Here is a 17867-nt window from a genome sequence, read left to right as displayed (position 1 = left end):
ACCCGCCCCAGAGGGTGTGGTGGGGATCTCTTGACCAGTTCTTGAAAGAGGCGGTGGTTCAGCTCGCCAGAGCCGTCGTCCGCAGCTCGCGCACGGCCATCACGTCCATTCGCGCGGGCGTGCCGAGCACCTCCGCGCCGCAGCTCTCCGCGCGGGGCGGCAGCGATGCCCCCTGTGCCACGGATACCCGCCACAGCCGCCCGTCGGCGTGCGCGACGGTGACCTCCCAGCGCGGGGCCCCGCCGTCGGTCCGTACGACGCTCAGCACACCCGCGCGGTCCTCGCCCGCCGAAGACCGGACGGCCAGCTCGGCCGCCTGGCCGGGCCGTTCCCAGGCGGTGCACCCCCGGCACCCCTCGACCACCACACGCCCCTCCTGGACGCCGTGCAGGGCCTCCTTGACGGTGTGCGCCTCGGCGCGGCCGTACGCGTAGCCGTACGGCAGGACGAGCACCGTCGGTGAGAAGCGATGTCCACCCAGATGGGTGACCTCCCAGACCCCGTGCACCCCCGAGGCGGCCAGCTCACCGGCGAGCGGACGGCCCAGGAGTGCGCAGCAGCGGTCGCGCTTGCCGTTGGTGCACACGAGCGCGAGCGGGTCGCCCGTGTGCGGCCGGCCGTCGAGCGCGGCGCCGAAGGAACGGTGGTCGCCCGAGCCGAGGGCGGTGAAGTCGAGGCCGAGAAGTCGGTTTGGATCGCGAACTGTGGCGCCGTGCAGCCACACGTTTCCCGGAACCGTGTGGGCCGCGTACACATGCCGCAGCGGTGGCGTACCGGGGTCCGCGTGGCGCCCCGGGCGGCGGATGAGGGCCACGCGCACGCCGGTTCCCTCGCTGGCCCGCTCCAGCGCCCGGCCCAGCGCGGGGTCCAGATGGCTGGACGTGAGCGCCTTGGCACCCCACGGGCCGGGCTGTTCCAGCAGCAGCCACGTCGTCGCCGTGGCCGCCGTACCGGAAACGGGCTCGTCAAGGCTCCGGGAGACGGTCGCGCACCTACTCACAGAGGTGAGCCTAACCTGACTTCGTGCGCGGCGACTTCCGGCCGAAGCCGTGTCTACTCCGGCAGGGGCTGCGGCGGTCGCGGACCGACGTAGTGGCCGACCGGGCGCATGCGCAGCGGGCGCTCGCCGTACTCCTCCAGCGCGTGTGCGATCCAGCCCGCCGTCCGGGCCACGGCGAAGATCGTCTCGCCGGCTGTCGCGGGCATGCCGCTGGACGCCGTGAACGCCGCCAGGGCCAGGTCGACGTTGGCGTGCAGCGGCGTATGCCGGGCGGTCGTGGCGACGATGTCCCGCGCCGCGAGCAGCGCCGGCTCCGCGCCCGGGATCTGCTCCAACTGGCCGAACAGCACGCGTGCGCGCGGGTCCTCGCCGGTGTAGAGCCGGTGGCCCAGCCCGGGGACCCGGCGGCCCGCGCGCAGTTCGTCGGCGATCACCGGGACGGCCGTGCCCTGGTCGAGCACGTCGAGCAGCAGGCGGTGGGCACTGCCGCTCGCGGCGCCGTGCAGCGGGCCCTCCAGGACGCCGAGCCCGGCCGAGACCGCCGCGTAGGCGTGCGCCCGGGCCGAGGCGGCGACCCGGACGGCGAGCGTGGAGGCGGCCAGATCGTGGTCGGCGAGCAGGGCGAGCGCGGTGTCCAGGACGCGCAGGGACGCCTCGTCGGCGGGGCGTCCGGTCAGCCGGGCCCACAGGCGGTGGGCCAGCGGGCCCTCGTCCCTGTGGTCGTACCGGGCCGGCGGTAGCGCGGTGACGAGCGTGGGGATGAGGATCCGCGCGGTGTTCAGCACGGCGTCCTCGGACAGGTCGAAGCGCAGCGGGTCCTCGGCCGCCGCGGCGATCGCCGCCACCCGGAGCCGGTCGGTGGGGGAGGCGTGCTCCGACAGGGCGTCGACCGCGCGACGGGCGACCTCGACCGTGGGGGCGGGCGCGGAGAAGGTGACCCCCGGGGTGAGCCGGCCCGTCCACAGCCACTCCGCGACTTCCTCGTAGGAGTGGCGCAGGGCCAGCTCCACGGCGTCCACGCCGCGGAAGTAGTACCGGTCCTGCTCGATCAGCGTGATGCGGGTCCGGACGGACAGATCCCCGCCGGAGCCCGGGGTTCCGGCCGCCTCGCGCCGGCTGCGCCGGGCGAGCGCCTCGACCTCCCTGGCCTCGAAGGTGCTGGCCCGGCCGCCGGGTTCGCGTCTGCTGCTGAGCAGGCCGCGGCTCACGTACGCGTAGACCGTCTCGGGCTTCACGCCGAGCAGTTCGGCGGTCTCCCGCGTGGTCAGCCTTCGTCCGGGACGGCCGGGAGCGGGTTCGTGATCGCGCATGGGGGACACCGTAGTCGTCTCTGCATACCTTGATAGCTATGTATTGACTGAATCAACGTTGACAGGAAACAAGTCAAGCATGGACAGTCGAATCAAGTTCAGGGAGGAGAACCATGTCCATCAACAGGACCGCCCCGCTCATCGACGCCCCGCGCGGCCTCGCGGGCGTCGTCGTCACCGAGACCGAGATCGGTGACGTCCGCGGACGGGAGGGCTTCTACCACTACCGCCAGTACTCGGCCGTCGAACTCGCGCGGACTCGCGGCTTCGAGGACGTCTGGCACCTCCTGGTGCACGGCACGCTCCCGGACGCGGAGCGCCGTGCCGCCTTCGCGGCCGAGACCGCCGCGCTGCGCCGGCTGCCCGAGGAGGTCCGCGCCGCGCTGCCCGCGATCGCCGCCGCGAGCCGCGTCTCCGGCCCGCTGTCCGGCCTGCGTACGGCCCTGTCGCTGCTGGGTTCGGCGCGGGGACTGCGACCTCTGTACGACATCGACGCCGACCGGCGCCGCGCCGACACCGTGGCCGCCTGCGCCGCCGTACCCACGCTGCTCACCGCGCTGTACCGGCTCGGTCAGGGCCTGGACCCGGTCGAGCCGCGCGAGGATCTCCCGTACGCGGCCAACTACCTGTACATGCTCACGGGCGAGGAGCCGGAGCCGCGTCGGGCCCGTGCGGTCGAGCAATACCTGATCTCAACCATTGATCACGGATTCAATGCGTCAACCTTCACCGCTCGCGTCATCGCCTCCACCGGCGCCGACGTGGTGGCCTGCCTGACCGGAGCGGTGGGTGCCCTGTCCGGGCCGCTGCACGGAGGTGCGCCCAGTCGGGCCCTGGACACCCTGGACGCCATCGGTACCCCGGACCGGATCGACTCCTGGATCCGTGAGCGGGTGCTCGCCGGCGACCGGATCATGGGGTTCGGACATGCCATCTACCGTACGGAGGACCCCCGTTCGCGGATGCTGCGGGAGATCGCCGAGAGCTTCGGCGGCCCGCGTGTCGAGTTCGCGGTGCAGGTCGAGCGCACCGTCGAGGCGATCCTCGCCGAGCTGAAGCCCGGCCGCGAACTCCACACCAACGTCGAGTTCTACGCCGGCGTGGTCATGGAACTGTGCGGCCTGCCCCGCGAGATGTTCACCCCCACCTTCGCCGCGGCCCGGGTGGTGGGGTGGAGTGCCAACATCCTGGAGCAGGCGGCGGATTCGAAGATCATCCGCCCGGTGGCCCGCTACGTCGGCCCGGAGCCCCCGGTGGCGGTGCCGGCTCAGCCGTGAGCCCGCCCCCGGGCGCCACTCCTATCCTGGTCCGGCAGTCGGTCCACGTGAGAGAGGTCGCCCGTTGGGGAACACCATGGTGCACAGCCCGGGCAGCAGCAGCGGTCCGCAGCAGATCCCGGTCGTCGTGCTGGCCGGTTTCCTGGGCTCCGGGAAGACCACGCTCCTCAACCACCTGCTGCACCGCAGCGGCGGCAGCCGGATCGGGGCGATCGTCAACGATTTCGGGTCCATCGAGATCGACGCGATGGCCGTCGCGGGTGCCCTCGGTGACTCGACCGTCTCGCTCGGCAACGGCTGCCTGTGCTGCGCCGTCGACGCGAGCGAACTCGACGTCTACCTGGACCGGCTCGCCGCCCCCGGCACCGGCATCGATGTGATCGTCATCGAGGCCAGCGGGCTCGCCGAGCCGCAGGAACTCGTGCGGATGGTGCTGGCCAGCGAGCAGCCCGGCGTCGTCTACGGCGGCCTGGTCGAGGTCGTGGACGCCGCCGAGTTCGACGACACCCGCGCCCGGCACCCCGAGATCGAGCGGCACCTCGCCCTCGCCGACCTGGTCGTCGTCAACAAGCTGGACCGCGCCGACGACGCCGACCGGGTCCTCGGACTCGTCCGCGAGTTCACCGACCGCGCCGCCGTCGTGCCCGCCACCTACGGTCGTATCGACCCGGAGTTCCTCTTCGACTGCAGGCCCGGCGAGGAGCGCGTCGGGCAGCTGTCCTTCGACGACCTGCACGACCACGACGCGCATGACCACTCCGGTCATCTGCACACCGGCTACGACAGCCTGTCCTTCGCCTCCGACGTGCCCATGGACCCCCGCGCCCTCATGCGGTTCCTGGACAGCCGGCCCGAGGGGCTGTACCGGATCAAGGGGTACGTCGACTTCGGGCCGTACGACAGCCGCAACCGGTACGCCGTGCACGCCGTCGGCCGGTTCCTGCGCTTCTACCCCGAGCCCTGGCCCGCGGCCGGCGACCGGCTCACCCGGCTCGTGCTGATCGGCTCCGGCCTCGACACCGACACCCTCGGCAAGGAGCTGGAGGCGGCCAGGAACGACGCCCCACATGCCGACGAGCACGGCATGTGGGGCGTCCTGAGGTACGTCCAGGGCTCCGAGGAGGAGCCCGACGCGGAGTCGTAGGAGCCCTAGGAAACGGGCCCCGCGACCACCGACACCGTCTTCGGCAGCGACGTGCCCGAGCCGTCCCGGCGCGGGTCCAGCTCCGGCAGCTCGGCCGGGATGCCGGTCTTCTGCGCCGCGCGCGCGGGAGCCGGCCCCGCCCAGGCCAGCGACAGGCAGTCCTCGCCCTTCAGGAACCGCTGGCAGCGCACGCCGCCCGTGGCCCGGCCCTTGCGCGGGTACTGGTCGAACGGGGTCAGCTTGGCCGTCGTCTGCACCGAGTCGTCCAGCGTGCCGCGCGAGCCCGCCACCGTGAACACCACCGCGTCGGCGGCCGGGTCGATCGCCGTGAACGAGATGACCTTGGCGCCATCGGCGAGCTTGATGCCCGCCATACCGCCCGCCGGGCGGCCCTGCGGACGGACGATGGAGGCCTGGAAGCGCAGCAGCTGGGCGTCGTCCGTGATGAAGACCAGGTCCTCCTCGCCGGTGCGCAGCTCCACCGCGCCGACGATCCGGTCGCCCTCCTTGAGCGTGATGACCTCCAGCTCCTCCTTGTTGGAGGGATAGTCGGGCACCACGCGCTTGACGACACCCTGCTCGGTGCCGAGGGCCAGACCCGGGGACGACTCGTCCAGCGTGGTCAGGCAGACCACCGTCTCGTCGTCCTCCAGCGAGACGAACTCCGCCAGCGGGGCGCCCCCGGAGAGGTTCGGGGCCGCCGCCGTGTCCGGCAGCTGGGGCAGGTCGACCACGTTGATCCGCAGCAGGCGGCCCGCCGAGGTCACCGCGCCGACCTCACCGCGCGCGGTCGCTGGAACCGCCGAGACGATCACGTCGTGCTTGACGCGCCTCGCGTCGGCCTCCTCCGCGAACGGCTCGGCGGTCGCCGTACGGGCCAGCAGGCCGGTCGAGGACATCAGCACCCGGCACGGGTCGTCGGCCACCTGCAGCGCCACCGCGGCCACCGGGGCGCCCGCGGACTCCAGCAGGACCGTGCGCCGGTCGGTGCCGAACTTCTTGGCCACGTCGGCCAGTTCGGCCGAGACCAGCTTGCGCAGCTCCGCGTCGGAGTCCAGGATCCGGGTCAGCTCCGCGATCTCCGCGGTGAGCCTGTCCTTCTCCGCCTCCAGCTCGATGCGGTCGTACTTGGTGAGCCGGCGCAGCGGCGTGTCGAGGATGTACTGCGTCTGGACCTCGCTCAGCGAGAAGCGCTCCATCAGGCGCTCCTTGGCCTGCGCGGAGTTCTCGCTGGACCGGATCAGCCGGATGACCTCGTCGATGTCGACCAGCGCGGTCAGCAGGCCCTCGACCAGGTGCAGCCGGTCGCGGCGCTTGCCGCGGCGGAACTCGCTGCGGCGCCGGACCACGTCGAAGCGGTGGTCGAGATAGACCTCCAGCAGCTCCTTCAGGCCCAGTGTGAGCGGCTGGCCGTCCACCAGCGCCACGTTGTTGATGCCGAAGGACTCCTCCATCGGGGTCAGCTTGTACAGCTGCTCCAGGATCGCCTCCGGCACGAAGCCGTTCTTGACCTCGATGACCAGGCGCAGGCCGTGCTCGCGGTCGGTGAGGTCCTTGACGTCCGCGATGCCCTGGACCTTCTTCGAGTTGACCAGGTCCTTGATCTTCGCGATGACCTTCTCGGGGCCGACCGTGAAGGGCAGTTCGGTGATGACCAGGCCCTTGCGGCGGGCCGTCACCGTCTCCACCGACACCGTGGCACGGATCTTGAAGGTGCCGCGGCCCGTCGCGTACGCGTCCCGGACGCCGTCCAGACCGACGATCCGGCCGCCGGTGGGCAGGTCCGGGCCCGGGACGTGCCGCATCAGCGCGTCCAGGTCGGCGTTCGGGTGCCTGATCAGATGGCGGGCGGCCGCGATGACCTCGCGCAGGTTGTGCGGCGGCATGTTCGTCGCCATGCCGACCGCGATGCCGGAGGAGCCGTTGACCAGCAGGTTCGGGAAGGCAGCGGGCAGCGCCACCGGCTCCTGCTCCTGGCCGTCGTAGTTGGGCGCGAAGTCGACCGTGTCCTCGTCGATCGACTCGGTCATCAGGCTCGTCGCCGCGGCCTGCCGGCACTCGGTGTACCGCATGGCGGCCGGCGGGTCGTCGTTGCCCAGCGAGCCGAAGTTGCCGTGGCCGTCGACCAGCGGCACGCGCATGGAGAAGGGCTGGGCCATACGCACCAGGGCGTCGTAGATCGACGCGTCGCCGTGCGGGTGCAGCTTGCCCATGACCTCGCCGACGACACGCGCGCACTTCACATAGCCGCGGTCGGGGCGCAGGCCCATCTCGTTCATCTGGTACACGATCCGGCGGTGCACCGGCTTGAGGCCGTCACGGGCGTCCGGCAGGGCGCGCGAGTAGATGACCGAGTACGCGTACTCGAGGTAGGAGCCACGCATCTCGTCGACGACGTCGATGTCGAGGATCTTCTCCTCGTACGAGTCGTCGGGCGGCGGGGTCTTCGTGCTGCGGCGGGCCATCGCTGCCTGGCTCCTTGCTGACGCGTTTGACGGATCTGACGCCGACCATTGTGGACCGAGCCACTGACAACCCGTGCCACGACCCGGTTTCAACGGGCCTGCCGGTACCCCCGGGCGGGTCCGGGGCGGGCTACGGGATCCGCTGTGGGCGTACGTCCCGCGGGAACTTCGCCGAGGTCCCGCGCGCTGTGCATACAGTGGCAGGAACGGCAGGAAAACCGCGGTTAGCACAACCGCCTCCGCTCGCGAAGGGACGTACATGCCCATGGGTCACACGACCACAGCCGAGGCAGGCTCCGGGGGCCTGACAGCGACCGAGCACCGGCTGGCCAACGGTCTGCGCGTGGTGCTCTCCGAGGACCACCTGACCCCGGTGGCGGCGGTCTGCCTCTGGTACGACGTCGGCTCCCGCCATGAAGTCAAGGGGCGTACCGGCCTGGCTCACCTTTTCGAGCACCTGATGTTCCAGGGCTCGGGACAGGTGAAGGGCAACGGTCACTTCGAGCTGGTGCAGGGCGCCGGCGGCTCGCTCAACGGCACCACCAGCTTCGAGCGCACGAACTACTTCGAGACCATGCCCACCCACCAGCTGGAGCTGGCGCTCTGGCTGGAGGCCGACCGCATGGGCTCGCTGCTGGCCGCCCTGGACGACGAGTCCATGGAGAACCAGCGGGACGTCGTGAAGAACGAGCGCCGCCAGCGCTACGACAACGTCCCCTACGGCACCGCCTTCGAGAAGCTGACCGCCCTGTCGTACCCGGAGGGTCACCCCTACCACCACACGCCGATCGGCTCGATGGCGGACCTGGACGCGGCCACCCTGGAGGACGCCCGCCAGTTCTTCCGCACCTACTACGCGCCGAACAACGCGGTGCTCTCCGTGGTCGGTGACATCGACCCGGTGCAGACCCTCGCCTGGATCGAGAAGTACTTCGGCTCGATCCAGGCGCACGACGGCAAGCCCGCCCCCCGCGACGGCTCCCTGCCGGACGTCATCGGCGAGCAGAAGCGCGAGGTCGTCGTCGAGGAGGTTCCGGCGCGCGCCCTGATGGCCGCCTACCGGCTCCCGCACGACGGCACGCGCGCGTGCGACGCGGCCGACCTCGCCCTGACCGTCCTCGGCGGCGGCGAGTCCTCCCGCCTGTACAACCGGCTGGTGCGCCGTGACCGTACGGCCGTCGCGGCCGGCTTCGGCCTGCTGCGCCTCGCCGGTGCGCCTTCCATGGGCTGGCTGGACGTGAAGACCTCCGGGGACGTCGAGGTGCCGGTCATCGAGACCGCCATCGACGAGGAGCTGGCCCGGTTCGCCGAGGAGGGCCCCACGCCCGAGGAAATGGAGCGCGCCCAGGCCCAGTTGGAGCGCGAGTGGCTGGACCGGCTCGGCACGGTCGCCGGCCGCGCCGACGAACTGTGCCGGTTCGCCGTCCTGTTCGGCGACCCGCAGCTCGCCCTGACCGCCGTCAAGCGCGTCCTGGAGATCACCCCGAAGGAGGTCCAGGAGGTCGCCAAGGCCCGCCTGCGCCCCGACAACCGCGCGGTCCTGGTCTACGAGCCGCTGTCCGCCGAGTCCGCCGAGCACACCGAGGAGGCGGGGCGCGGCGAGGACCCGGAGCGGGAAGCGACCGTAGAGGCCGGTAACGAGAACGAGGAGACGGCCAAGTGACCGAGCTCGCCACCATGGACTTCCACCCCCAGCCGCAGCCCGGCGAGGCCAGGCCGTGGGCGTTCCCGGCCCCCGAGCGCGCCACGCTCGACAACGGCCTGACCGTGCTGCGCTGCCACCGCCCCGGCCAGCAGATCGTCGCCGTCGAGGTGCTGCTGGACGCCCCCCTGGACGCCGAGCCGGCCGGCCTGGACGGCGTCGGCACGATCATGGCGCGGGCCTTCTCCGAGGGCACCGACAAGCACTCCGCCGAGGAGTTCGCCGCCGAGCTGGAGCGCGCGGGCGCCACGCTGGACTCGCATGCCGACCACCCCGGTGTCCGGCTCAGCCTGGAGGTGCCCGCCTCCCGGCTGGCCAAGGGCCTGGGCCTGCTCGCCGACGCCCTGCGCGCGCCCGCGTTCGCCGAGAGCGAGGTCGAGCGGCTGGTCCGCAACCGCCTGGACGAGATCCCGCACGAGCTGGCCAACCCCTCCCGGCGGGCCGCCAAGGAGCTCTCCAAGGAGCTGTTCCCGGCGACCTCGCGCATGTCGCGCCCGCGCCAGGGCACCGAGGAGACCGTCGAGAAGATCGACGCCGCCGCCGTACGCGCCTTCTACGACCGCTACGTCCGCCCCGCCACGGCCACCGCGGTCGTGGTCGGCGACCTCACCGGGATCGACCTGGACGCGCTGCTCGGCGAGACCCTGGGCGCCTGGACCGGCAGCCAGGGCGAGCCCCGGCCGGTGCCCGCGGTGAGCGCCGACGACACCGGGCGCGTGGTCATCGTGGACCGGCCCGGCGCCGTCCAGACGCAGCTGCTCATCGGCCGCGTCGGCCCCGACCGGCACGACCGCGTGTGGCCCGCCCAGGTGCTCGGCACCTACTGCCTCGGCGGCACCCTCACCTCCCGCCTGGACCGCGTCCTGCGCGAGGAGAAGGGCTACACCTACGGTGTGCGGTCCTTCGGGCAGGTCCTCCGGTCCGCCCCGGACGGCACGGGTGTGTCGATGCTCGCCATCAGCGGTTCCGTGGACACGCCCAACACCGGTCCCGCGCTGGACGACCTGTGGAAGGTGCTGCGCACCCTCGCGGCGGACGGCCTGACCGACGCCGAGCGGGACGTGGCCGTGCAGAACCTCGTCGGGGTGGCGCCGCTGAAGTACGAGACGGCGGCGGCCGTCGCGAGCACGCTGGCCGACCAGGTCGAGCAGCACCTGCCCGACGACTTCCAGGCGACGCTGTACCAGCAGCTGGCCGCGACGGGCACGGTGGAGGCCACGGCCGCCGTCGTGAACGCCTTCCCGGTGGACCGCATGGTGACCGTCCTCGTCGGTGACGCCGCCCAGATCAAGGCGCCGGTGGAGGCGCTCGGCATCGGCGACGTCACCGTGGTGGCGGCCGACTGACGCACGCACGCGTGGGGCCCTGACGACCGACAGGCCGTCAGGGCCCCTGCTGTTCCGCTCTCTTCCTCATGTCTTCCCCAGATGCCCGATTTGGGGCGGAGGTTGCCTGTCTGCCCTGTGGGATGCGCTACAAAAACCCGGATCCGTTTGGGGATTGCCGAGGCGCCCGCCTAGCGTCGTCCGGGCTGTTCGTCGGGCAGTGCGCCGCACCCGCGGCACCGGACAGCCATCGCCGAGTCCCCGTACGGCGCGAGCCAGGGGAGCCGGGGACCCACGTCCCTGGGGTGAATCGGACGCCACGCGTGCGCGTGGGGCCCGTAGGAGACCTTCCTGCTCCGAACCCGTCAGCTAACCCGGTAGGCGAGAGGGAAGGAAAGGACCAGCCACTTCATGGCGTTCATGTGCGCCACCGGGAAGCATCGCAAGCCCGGCCGGGTCAAGCGCACCACCGCTCAGGCGGCCGGTGTCGCGGCCCTGACCACCACCGGTGTCATCGGCACCCTCGCGGCCTCCCCGGCCCTCGCCGCCGAGAACGCCGCGGAGCAGACCGGCCTCACTCCGGTCCTCACCGTGAGCGACGACGTGGCCGAGCACATCAGCGCGCAGGCCGCCGCCCAGCAGCGGGCCGCCGAGCAGAAGGCGGCCGAGCAGGCCGCCGCCAAGCGGGCCCAGGAGATCCGCGCGGCCAAGGCGCGCGCCGCCCGCGAGGCCGAGCGCGAGCGGCTGAACCGTTTCGTCGCCCCGATCACGGACTCGTACGTCTCCACGGGCTACAAGGCCAGCAGCTCCCTGTGGTCCTCCGGCTCCCACACCGGCATCGACTTCCACGCGGCCAGCGGCACGCCCGTCCACGCGGTCGGCTCCGGCACCGTCGTCTCCACCGGCTGGGGCGGCGCGTACGGCAACCAGATCGTGATCCGGATGGCCGACGGCATGTACACCCAGTACGGCCATCTGTCGTCGCTCGGGGTCACGGTGGGCCAGCAGGTCACCCCGGGCCAGCAGATCGGCCTGTCCGGCGCGACCGGCAACGTCACCGGGCCGCACCTCCACTTCGAGGCCCGTACGACCCCCGACTACGGCTCGGACGTCGACCCCGTCGCCTATCTCCGCAAGCACGGCGTGACCGTCTGACGCACCCGCGCACGGCATCCGCGGCCCCGGCTCACCGAGCCGGGGCTTTCGCCGTTTTTCACGCTGTCCGCCGGATGTCTGTCCAAAAAACTTCCATGGATTCCGGCCCGCCGTCGGAAATTCCGGCTCATTGGAATAGAGTCACGGAACACACGTCCATCGTCGACGTTTCACGGGGATTAAGGCGGAGGTCGGTCATGCGTATTCCGGCGCACTCGGTATGCACGGCGATCCGGGACGACATCGTCGCCGGTGTCTACGAGCGTGGCGGCCGGCTGACCGAGGAAGTCCTGGCCCGTCGCTACGGCGTCTCGCGCGTCCCCGTCCGCGAGGCCCTGCGCACCCTGGAGGCGGAGGGCTTCGTGGTGACGCGCCGGCATGCGGGCGCGTGCGTGGCCGAGCCGACCGAGCAGGAGGCCGCCGACCTGCTGGAGATGCGCATGCTCCTGGAGCCGCTCGGGGCCGCCCGGGCCGCACAGCGGCGCACGGAGGCGCATCTGAAGGTGCTGCGCGGCCTGGTGCGGCTGGGCCAGGAGCGGGCCAGGCGGGGTAGCAGCGAGGATCTGCGCTCGCTGGGCGGCTGGTTCCACGAGACGCTCGCCCAGGCCTGCGGCAGCCCCTCGCTGACCTCGATGCTGACCCAGCTGCGGCACAAGATCGCCTGGATGTACACGGTGGAGGCGCCGTCCAGCCCGGCCGAGTCCTGGGCGGAGCACGGCGCGATCGTGGACGCGGTGGCGCGCGGCGACGGCGAGCGCGCGCGGTCGCTCACGGCGTTGCACGGTGAGCGCGCGACGGCCGTGCACCGGCTGCGCTTCTCCGGTGCCGGTGAGCATGTGAGGACTTCGCAACACACCGTAAACATGTCGGGCCTGCGGCATTAACACGGGCGCCGTATACAAAGAAGAGTAATTCGGCGCAGGCGTATTCCTGCTGCCTGAATTCCGGTGTGTCCGCGTATTTCCAAAAGACGGCCGACCGGGCCGCGCTGAAAACGGCGAAGCCGCGCCGCCCGAAAGGGCGACGCGGCTCCGTTGTTCTGCGCGTGAGCGGTCAGACCGTCTCGGGCAGCTCTTCCAGACCCTCGGCGACCAGCTTGGCCAGACGGTCCAGGGCGACGTCCGCGCCCTCGGCATCGGAGGCGAGGACGATCTCCTCGCCCCCCTGGGCGCCGAGGCCCAGGACGGCCAGCATCGAGGCCGCGTTGACGGGGGTCCCGTCAGCCTTGGCGATCGTCACCGGGACGCCTGCGGCCGTGGCGGCTCGGACGAAGATGGAGGCGGGGCGGGCGTGGAGGCCCTCGGCCCAGCCGACGTTGACGCGGCGCTCAGCCATGTGTTGCTGCCCTTCGGTGTTCAGGGTTGTCTAGACCAGTTTCCCATATCGTGAAGCATGCCCGGAGCGGACCTTCGTCCCCTCCGGCGTGACGTCGGACCGCGGCCTCGATCCGACATACGTCCTCCACAGACTGCCTCGCACCGTTGTCGGATGCGAGCCGTACTCTGGGGCCCATGCAGACCTCGGCGGGCCGGCAGGACCGGCACGAGTATCCCGCCCACTGGGAGGCGGACGTGGTGCTGCGCGACGGGGGTACCGCGCGCATCCGGCCCATCACCGTTGATGACGCCGACCGCCTGGTCAGCTTCTACGAGCAGGTCTCGGACGAGTCGAAGTACTACCGCTTCTTCGCGCCGTACCCACGACTGTCCGCCAAGGACGTCCACCGCTTCACGCACCACGACTTTGTGGACCGGGTGGGACTCGCGGCCACCATCGGCGGCGAGTTCATCGCCACCGTACGCTATGACCGCATCGGCGCCGACGGCCTGCCCGCCTCCGCACCGGCCGACGAGGCCGAAGTCGCCTTCCTGGTGCAGGACGCGCACCAGGGCCGCGGGGTCGCCTCCGCCCTGCTGGAGCACATCGCGGCGGTCGCGCGCGAGCGGGGCATCCGCCGCTTCGCCGCCGAGGTGCTTCCCGCCAACACCAAGATGATCAAGGTGTTCACGGATGCGGGGTACACGCAGAAGCGCAGCTTCGAGGACGGCGTCGTCCGCCTGGAGTTCGACCTCGAGCCCACCGACCGCTCGCTCGCCGTGCAGCGTGCGCGGGAGCAGCGCGCCGAGGCCCGCTCGGTACGGCGGCTGCTCGCGCCCGGCTCGGTGGCGGTCATCGGCGTGGGCCGCGCCCCCGGCGGAGTCGGCCGCAGCGTCCTCGGCAACATCCGGGACGGCGGCTACGGCGGCCGGCTGCACGCCGTGAACCAGGCCCTCCCGGAGGACCTCAAGGAGGTCGACGGGGTTCCCGCGCACCGCTCGGTGCGGGACATCGACGGGCCGGTCGACCTCGCCGTGATCGCCGTACCGGCCGACCACGTGCCCGCGGTGGTCGCGGAGTGCGGCGAGCACGGCGTGCAGGGGCTCGTCGTCCTCTCCGCCGGATACGCCGAGAGCGGCCCCGAGGGGCGGGAGCGGCAGCGGGCCCTCGTACGGCACGCGCGCGCGTACGGCATGCGGCTCATCGGCCCCAACGCCTTCGGGGTCATCAACACCGCGCCGGACGTCCGGTTGAACGCCTCCCTCGCCCCCGAGATGCCGCGCCCCGGCCGCATCGGACTGTTCGCCCAGTCCGGCGCCATCGGCATCGCCCTGCTGTCCCGGCTGCACCGGCGCGGGGGAGGGGTCACCGGGGTCACGGGCGTCTCCACGTTCGTCTCCGCCGGCAACCGCGCGGACGTCTCCGGCAACGACGTCCTCCAGTACTGGTACGACGATCCCGAGACCGACGTCGCCCTCATGTACCTCGAGTCCATCGGCAACCCGCGCAAGTTCACCCGGCTCGCGCGGCGGACGGCGGCGGCGAAGCCGCTGGTCGTGGTGCAGGGGGTCGGCTCCGCGCCGCAGGGGCACGCGGTACGGGCGACGCGGCTGCCGCACGCCACCGTCTCCGCGCTGCTGCGGCAGGCCGGGGTGCTCCGGGTCGACACGATCACCGAACTGGTCGACACGGGCCTCCTGCTCGCCCGCCAGCCGCTGCCTGCCGGGCCGCGGGTGGCGATCCTCGGCAACTCCGAGTCGCTGGGCGCGCTGGCGTACGACCGCTGCCTGGCGGAAGGCCTGCGGCCGGCTCGGCCGGTGGATCTGACGACCGGGGCCACGGCGGAGGACTTCCACCGGGCGCTGTCCGCCGCGCTGGCCGACAGCACGCACGACGCCGTTGTCGTCACGGCGATCCCCGCGATCGGGGAAGGGTCGCCGGGGGATGCGGAGCTGGCGGAGGCGCTGCGGTCGGCCGCGGCGGCCGTTCCGGGCAAGCCGGTGCTGGTGGTCCATGTGGAGCTAGGGGGGCTGGCGGAGGCGTTGTCGGCTGCGGCGAGTACCGCACCGCAGGCCGTTGAGAAGGCATCCGGAGCCGAGGGCGGTGCCCATCTGTTCGGCCCTGCGGAACGATGGCCCACCACGGGAGCGGGTGCGGGCGCCGGCGAGCCCACGGCTGGTGCAAGCGGCAGCCACCCCACCGTGGCAGCCGCGTCCTCCACCGCAGTGGCGGCACTCCCCGACGGCACCCGCCTCATCCCCGCCTACCCCGCCGCCGAACGCGCCGTGCGGGCGCTTGCCGAAGCCGTGAAGTACGGGCAGTGGCGGCGGGAGGCGGCGGAGCCCGGGAAGGTGCCGGAGTACGACGACATCGACGAGAAGGGGGCCGCGCGGCTGATCGGGGAGCTGCTCGCGCGCGGGGAGGGGCTCACGATCTCCGCCGCCGAGACCTGCGAGCTGCTTGAGAAGTACGGCATCCACGTCCGCCGGGCCCTGCCCGCCGCCACCCCCGACGCCGCCGCCGAGGCCGCCCGCGCCCTCGGCTATCCGGTCGCCCTCAAGGCCACCGCCCCGCATCTGCGGCACCGCGCGGACCTGGGCGGCGTACGCCTCGATCTCGCGGACGAGGAGCAACTGCGCCGGGCGTACGCGGAGTTGACCGGGCTGTTCGGGGCGCCGGAGGAGCTGCGGCCGGTGGTGCAGGGCATGGCGCCCAGGGGCGTCGACACGGTCGTACGGGCCGTGATCGACCCGGCCGCCGGCGCCGTGCTGTCCTTCGGGCTCGCCGGGGCCGCCTCCCAGCTGCTCGGAGACATGGCGCACCGGCTGGTCCCCGTCACCGACCGCGAGGCGACGTCTCTCGTGCGGTCGATCCGTACGGCCCCCCTGCTGTTCGGCTGGCGCGGCTCCACGCCCGTCGACACCCCGGCGCTGGAGGAACTGCTGCTGCGGGTGTCCCGGCTGGTCGACGATCACCCGGAGGTGGTCGCGGTCACCCTGGAGCCGGTCGTCGTCGCCCCGCACGGCGCCGGCGTCCTCGGCGCCACCGTCCGGCTGGCGCCACCGCCCGCCCGCGACGACCTGGGTCCGCGCACGATGCCGGCCTACTGACCGGAGGGGCCGCAGGGAGATCGCCGGCGGAGCCGCATATCGAGCACAGCCCCGCGCCCCTGAGGTTGGCCGCCCCCGCGTGAGCTTCAGCTGACCCGCCGGTCGGCACCGGGTGGGCTGGACATGAGGAGCCCTGACCCGGTCGAGAACCGGCACTCACGCGCGCGTGCTGGCCGCCCCGGTCCCCGCGACTGGCCCGGAGCGCCCTTGCCCACGGATTAGGATGGACGCCATGGCCAAGACCAGTACGACGACCCAGGGGCTGCGCGCGGCGATCGAGCGCAGCGGCTACTACCCGGCCCTCGTGGCCGAGGCGGTGGAGGCCGCTGTGGGCGGCGAGCCCATCCGGTCGTACCTGGTCCACCAGGAGACCACGTTCGACCAGAACGAGGTGCGCCGGCATGTGACCGTGCTCGTTCTCACCGGCAACCGCTTCATCGTCAGCCACACCGACGAGCAGGCCGCCGACAGCACCTCCCCGACGCCGTACGCCACCACCTCCACCGAGTCGGTGAAGCTCGGCCGGATCTCCTCGGTCGTGGTCAGCCGCGTGGTCGCGAACCCCGAGCAGTACACGCCGGGCACCCTGCCCCGCGAGGTCGTGCTGACCATCGGCTGGGGCGCGGTCAGCCGCATCGACCTGGAGCCCGCCGCCTGCGGAGACCCCAACTGCGACGCCGACCACGGCTACACGGGCAGCTCCACGGCGGACGACCTCAGCCTGCGCGTCAGCGAGGCCGGGGACGGCCCGGAGACGGTGCGCCAGACGCTCGCCTTCGCGCAGGCCGTCTCGGAGGCGACCGCGGACATCGCGCGCTGATGTCCCAGCTCTCGACCTGGGACGACCCGGAACCGCTCGCCCTCGACACCGCGCCGCTGCCCGAGTACGGCACCGGCTCCCTCGCCGATCTGCTGCCCACCCTGGCCGCCGGGATGGGCGTACCCGGCCTGACCGCCACGATTCCGGAACTGACCGCGGCCGACCGGGTCTGTGTCTTCCTGGTCGACGGGCTCGGCTGGGAGCAACTGAAGGCCCACCCCGACGAGGCCCCCTTCCTGACCTCGCTGCTCGGCAGCTCGCGCGGCGGCACCGGCCGTCCGCTCACCGCCGGCTACCCGGCGACCACCGCGACCTCCCTCGCCTCCGTCGGCACCGGCCTGCCGCCCGGCGCCCACGGCCTGCCCGGCTACACCGTGCGCAACCCGGCCACCGGCGAGCTGATGAACCAGCTCCGCTTCCAGCCGTACACCGACCCGCGCCCCTGGCAGCCGTACCCCACCGTCTTCCAGCTGGCCCACGAGGCCGGGGTGCACTCCGCCCAGGTGTCCTCGCCGGCCTTCGAGCGCACCCCGCTCACCAAGATCGCGCTCAGCGGCGGCACCTTCCACGGCCGGCTGACCGGCGAGGAGCGCATGGACGTCGCCGCCGAGCAACTGGCCGCCGGGGACCGCTCGCTGGTCTACACGTACTACTCCGAGCTGGACGGCTCCGGGCACCGCTACGGCGTCGCTTCCGACACCTGGCGCGGCCAGCTGATGTACGTCGACCGGCTCGCCCAGCGCCTCGCCGAGCAACTGCCGCCGCGCAGCGCGCTCTACGTCACCGCCGACCACGGCATGGTCGACGTCCCGTTCGACGACGAGCACCGCTTCGACTTCGACACGGACTGGGAGCTGCGCGCCGGGGTCGCCCTGCTGGGCGGCGAGGGCCGGGCGCGGCACGTGTACGCGGTGCCGGGCGCCGAGAACGACGTACTGGCCTGCTGGCGCGAGGTGCTCGGCGAGCAGTTCTGGGTGGCCTCGCGGGACGAGGCGATCGAGGCGGGCTGGTTCGGGCCGCACATCGACGAGCGGGTGTACGCCCGGCTCGGGGACGTGATCGCGGCCGCGTACGACGACGTCCTGATCATCGCCACCGAGCGGGAGCCCAAGGAGTCGGCGCTGGCCGGCAACCACGGCTCGATGACGCCCGCCGAGCAGCTGATTCCGCTGCTCGAAGTACGCTCCTGACGCTGCCGCCCCGCGACCACTCACCCGACTCTTCGCCGAAAGGTGCTCAACT

Annotated in this window: 13 protein-coding genes and 1 riboswitch; of the genes, 9 read left to right on the top strand and 4 right to left on the bottom strand. The window is 72.4% G+C overall.

The genetic code is table 11. The features are described from left to right. Nucleotides 1-58 precede the first annotated feature (58 nt). Nucleotides 59-1000, bottom strand: a complete 942-nt coding sequence (locus ACH47Z_RS34755; RefSeq protein ID WP_399080956.1) for a sucrase ferredoxin — start codon at nt 998-1000, stop codon at nt 59-61. 53 nt (nt 1001-1053) lie between these two features. Then, on the bottom strand, nt 1054-2310 hold the full coding sequence (locus tag ACH47Z_RS34750) for a citrate/2-methylcitrate synthase (RefSeq protein WP_399080954.1): 1257 nt from the start codon (nt 2308-2310) through the stop codon (nt 1054-1056). A gap of 113 nt (nt 2311-2423) precedes the next feature. Here ACH47Z_RS34750 and ACH47Z_RS34745 point away from each other — a divergent pair, with 113 nt between their 5' ends. Continuing rightward, a complete protein-coding gene (locus ACH47Z_RS34745; RefSeq protein ID WP_399080952.1) occupies nt 2424-3587 on the top strand; it encodes a citrate synthase/methylcitrate synthase in 1164 nt (387 codons plus the stop codon). Between the two features lie 76 nt (nt 3588-3663). After that, nucleotides 3664-4731, top strand: coding sequence for a CobW family GTP-binding protein (locus tag ACH47Z_RS34740; RefSeq protein WP_399080950.1), 1068 nt, complete (start codon nt 3664-3666; stop codon nt 4729-4731). A 5-nt stretch (nt 4732-4736) separates the two neighbouring features. Here ACH47Z_RS34740 and ACH47Z_RS34735 read toward each other — a convergent pair whose 3' ends face one another. Next, nucleotides 4737-7196: a DNA topoisomerase (ATP-hydrolyzing) subunit A gene (locus tag ACH47Z_RS34735; protein ID WP_399080948.1), complete on the bottom strand. Its 2460-nt coding sequence runs from the start codon at nt 7194-7196 to the stop codon at nt 4737-4739. A gap of 259 nt (nt 7197-7455) precedes the next feature. Here ACH47Z_RS34735 and ACH47Z_RS34730 point away from each other — a divergent pair, with 259 nt between their 5' ends. The 4 genes from ACH47Z_RS34730 (at nt 7456) to ACH47Z_RS34715 (ending at nt 12262) form a co-directional block, all read left to right on the top strand. Further along, nucleotides 7456-8859, top strand: a complete 1404-nt coding sequence (locus ACH47Z_RS34730; RefSeq protein ID WP_399080947.1) for a M16 family metallopeptidase — start codon at nt 7456-7458, stop codon at nt 8857-8859. Next, nucleotides 8856-10244: a M16 family metallopeptidase gene (locus ACH47Z_RS34725; RefSeq protein WP_399080945.1), complete on the top strand. Its 1389-nt coding sequence runs from the start codon at nt 8856-8858 to the stop codon at nt 10242-10244. The genes ACH47Z_RS34730 and ACH47Z_RS34725 overlap by 4 nt, the downstream gene beginning before the upstream one ends. Nucleotides 10245-10464: 220 nt before the next feature. Then, a riboswitch (cyclic di-AMP (ydaO/yuaA leader) is annotated at nt 10465-10622 on the top strand. Nucleotides 10623-10634: 12 nt separating this feature from the next. After that, complete coding sequence (locus ACH47Z_RS34720) at nt 10635-11378, top strand: M23 family metallopeptidase (RefSeq protein ID WP_399080943.1); 744 nt, start codon at nt 10635-10637, stop codon at nt 11376-11378. A gap of 197 nt (nt 11379-11575) precedes the next feature. Beyond that, the gene (locus tag ACH47Z_RS34715; protein WP_399080941.1) at nt 11576-12262 is read left to right on the top strand and encodes a GntR family transcriptional regulator; all 687 of its coding nucleotides are present in this window, start codon (nt 11576-11578) and stop codon (nt 12260-12262) included. 169 nt (nt 12263-12431) lie between these two features. On the opposite strand, the gene ACH47Z_RS34710 is transcribed toward ACH47Z_RS34715, so the two are convergent. After that, nucleotides 12432-12713 (bottom strand): HPr family phosphocarrier protein, encoded by a 282-nt coding sequence (locus tag ACH47Z_RS34710; RefSeq protein WP_399080939.1) that lies wholly within the window; start codon nt 12711-12713, stop codon nt 12432-12434. 176 nt (nt 12714-12889) lie between these two features. Here ACH47Z_RS34710 and ACH47Z_RS34705 point away from each other — a divergent pair, with 176 nt between their 5' ends. From ACH47Z_RS34705 to ACH47Z_RS34695, 3 genes are all read left to right on the top strand, one after another. Next, a complete protein-coding gene (locus ACH47Z_RS34705) occupies nt 12890-15805 on the top strand; it encodes a GNAT family N-acetyltransferase (RefSeq protein ID WP_399080937.1) in 2916 nt (971 codons plus the stop codon). Nucleotides 15806-16037: 232 nt separating this feature from the next. Continuing rightward, the gene (locus tag ACH47Z_RS34700) at nt 16038-16625 is read left to right on the top strand and encodes a DUF5998 family protein (protein WP_399080935.1); all 588 of its coding nucleotides are present in this window, start codon (nt 16038-16040) and stop codon (nt 16623-16625) included. Continuing rightward, entirely contained in the window at nt 16625-17815 is a 1191-nt protein-coding gene (locus ACH47Z_RS34695) for an alkaline phosphatase family protein (RefSeq protein WP_399080933.1), read from the top strand. The genes ACH47Z_RS34700 and ACH47Z_RS34695 overlap by 1 nt, the downstream gene beginning before the upstream one ends. The last annotated feature ends 52 nt before the right edge of the window (nt 17816-17867 follow it).

The organism is Streptomyces sp. NPDC020192, from assembly GCF_044388685.1.
Lineage (GTDB): Bacteria > Actinomycetota > Actinomycetes > Streptomycetales > Streptomycetaceae > Streptomyces.
Note: the sequence above shows the minus strand (reverse complement) of the source record. Positions and strands in the feature narration are given on the sequence as shown.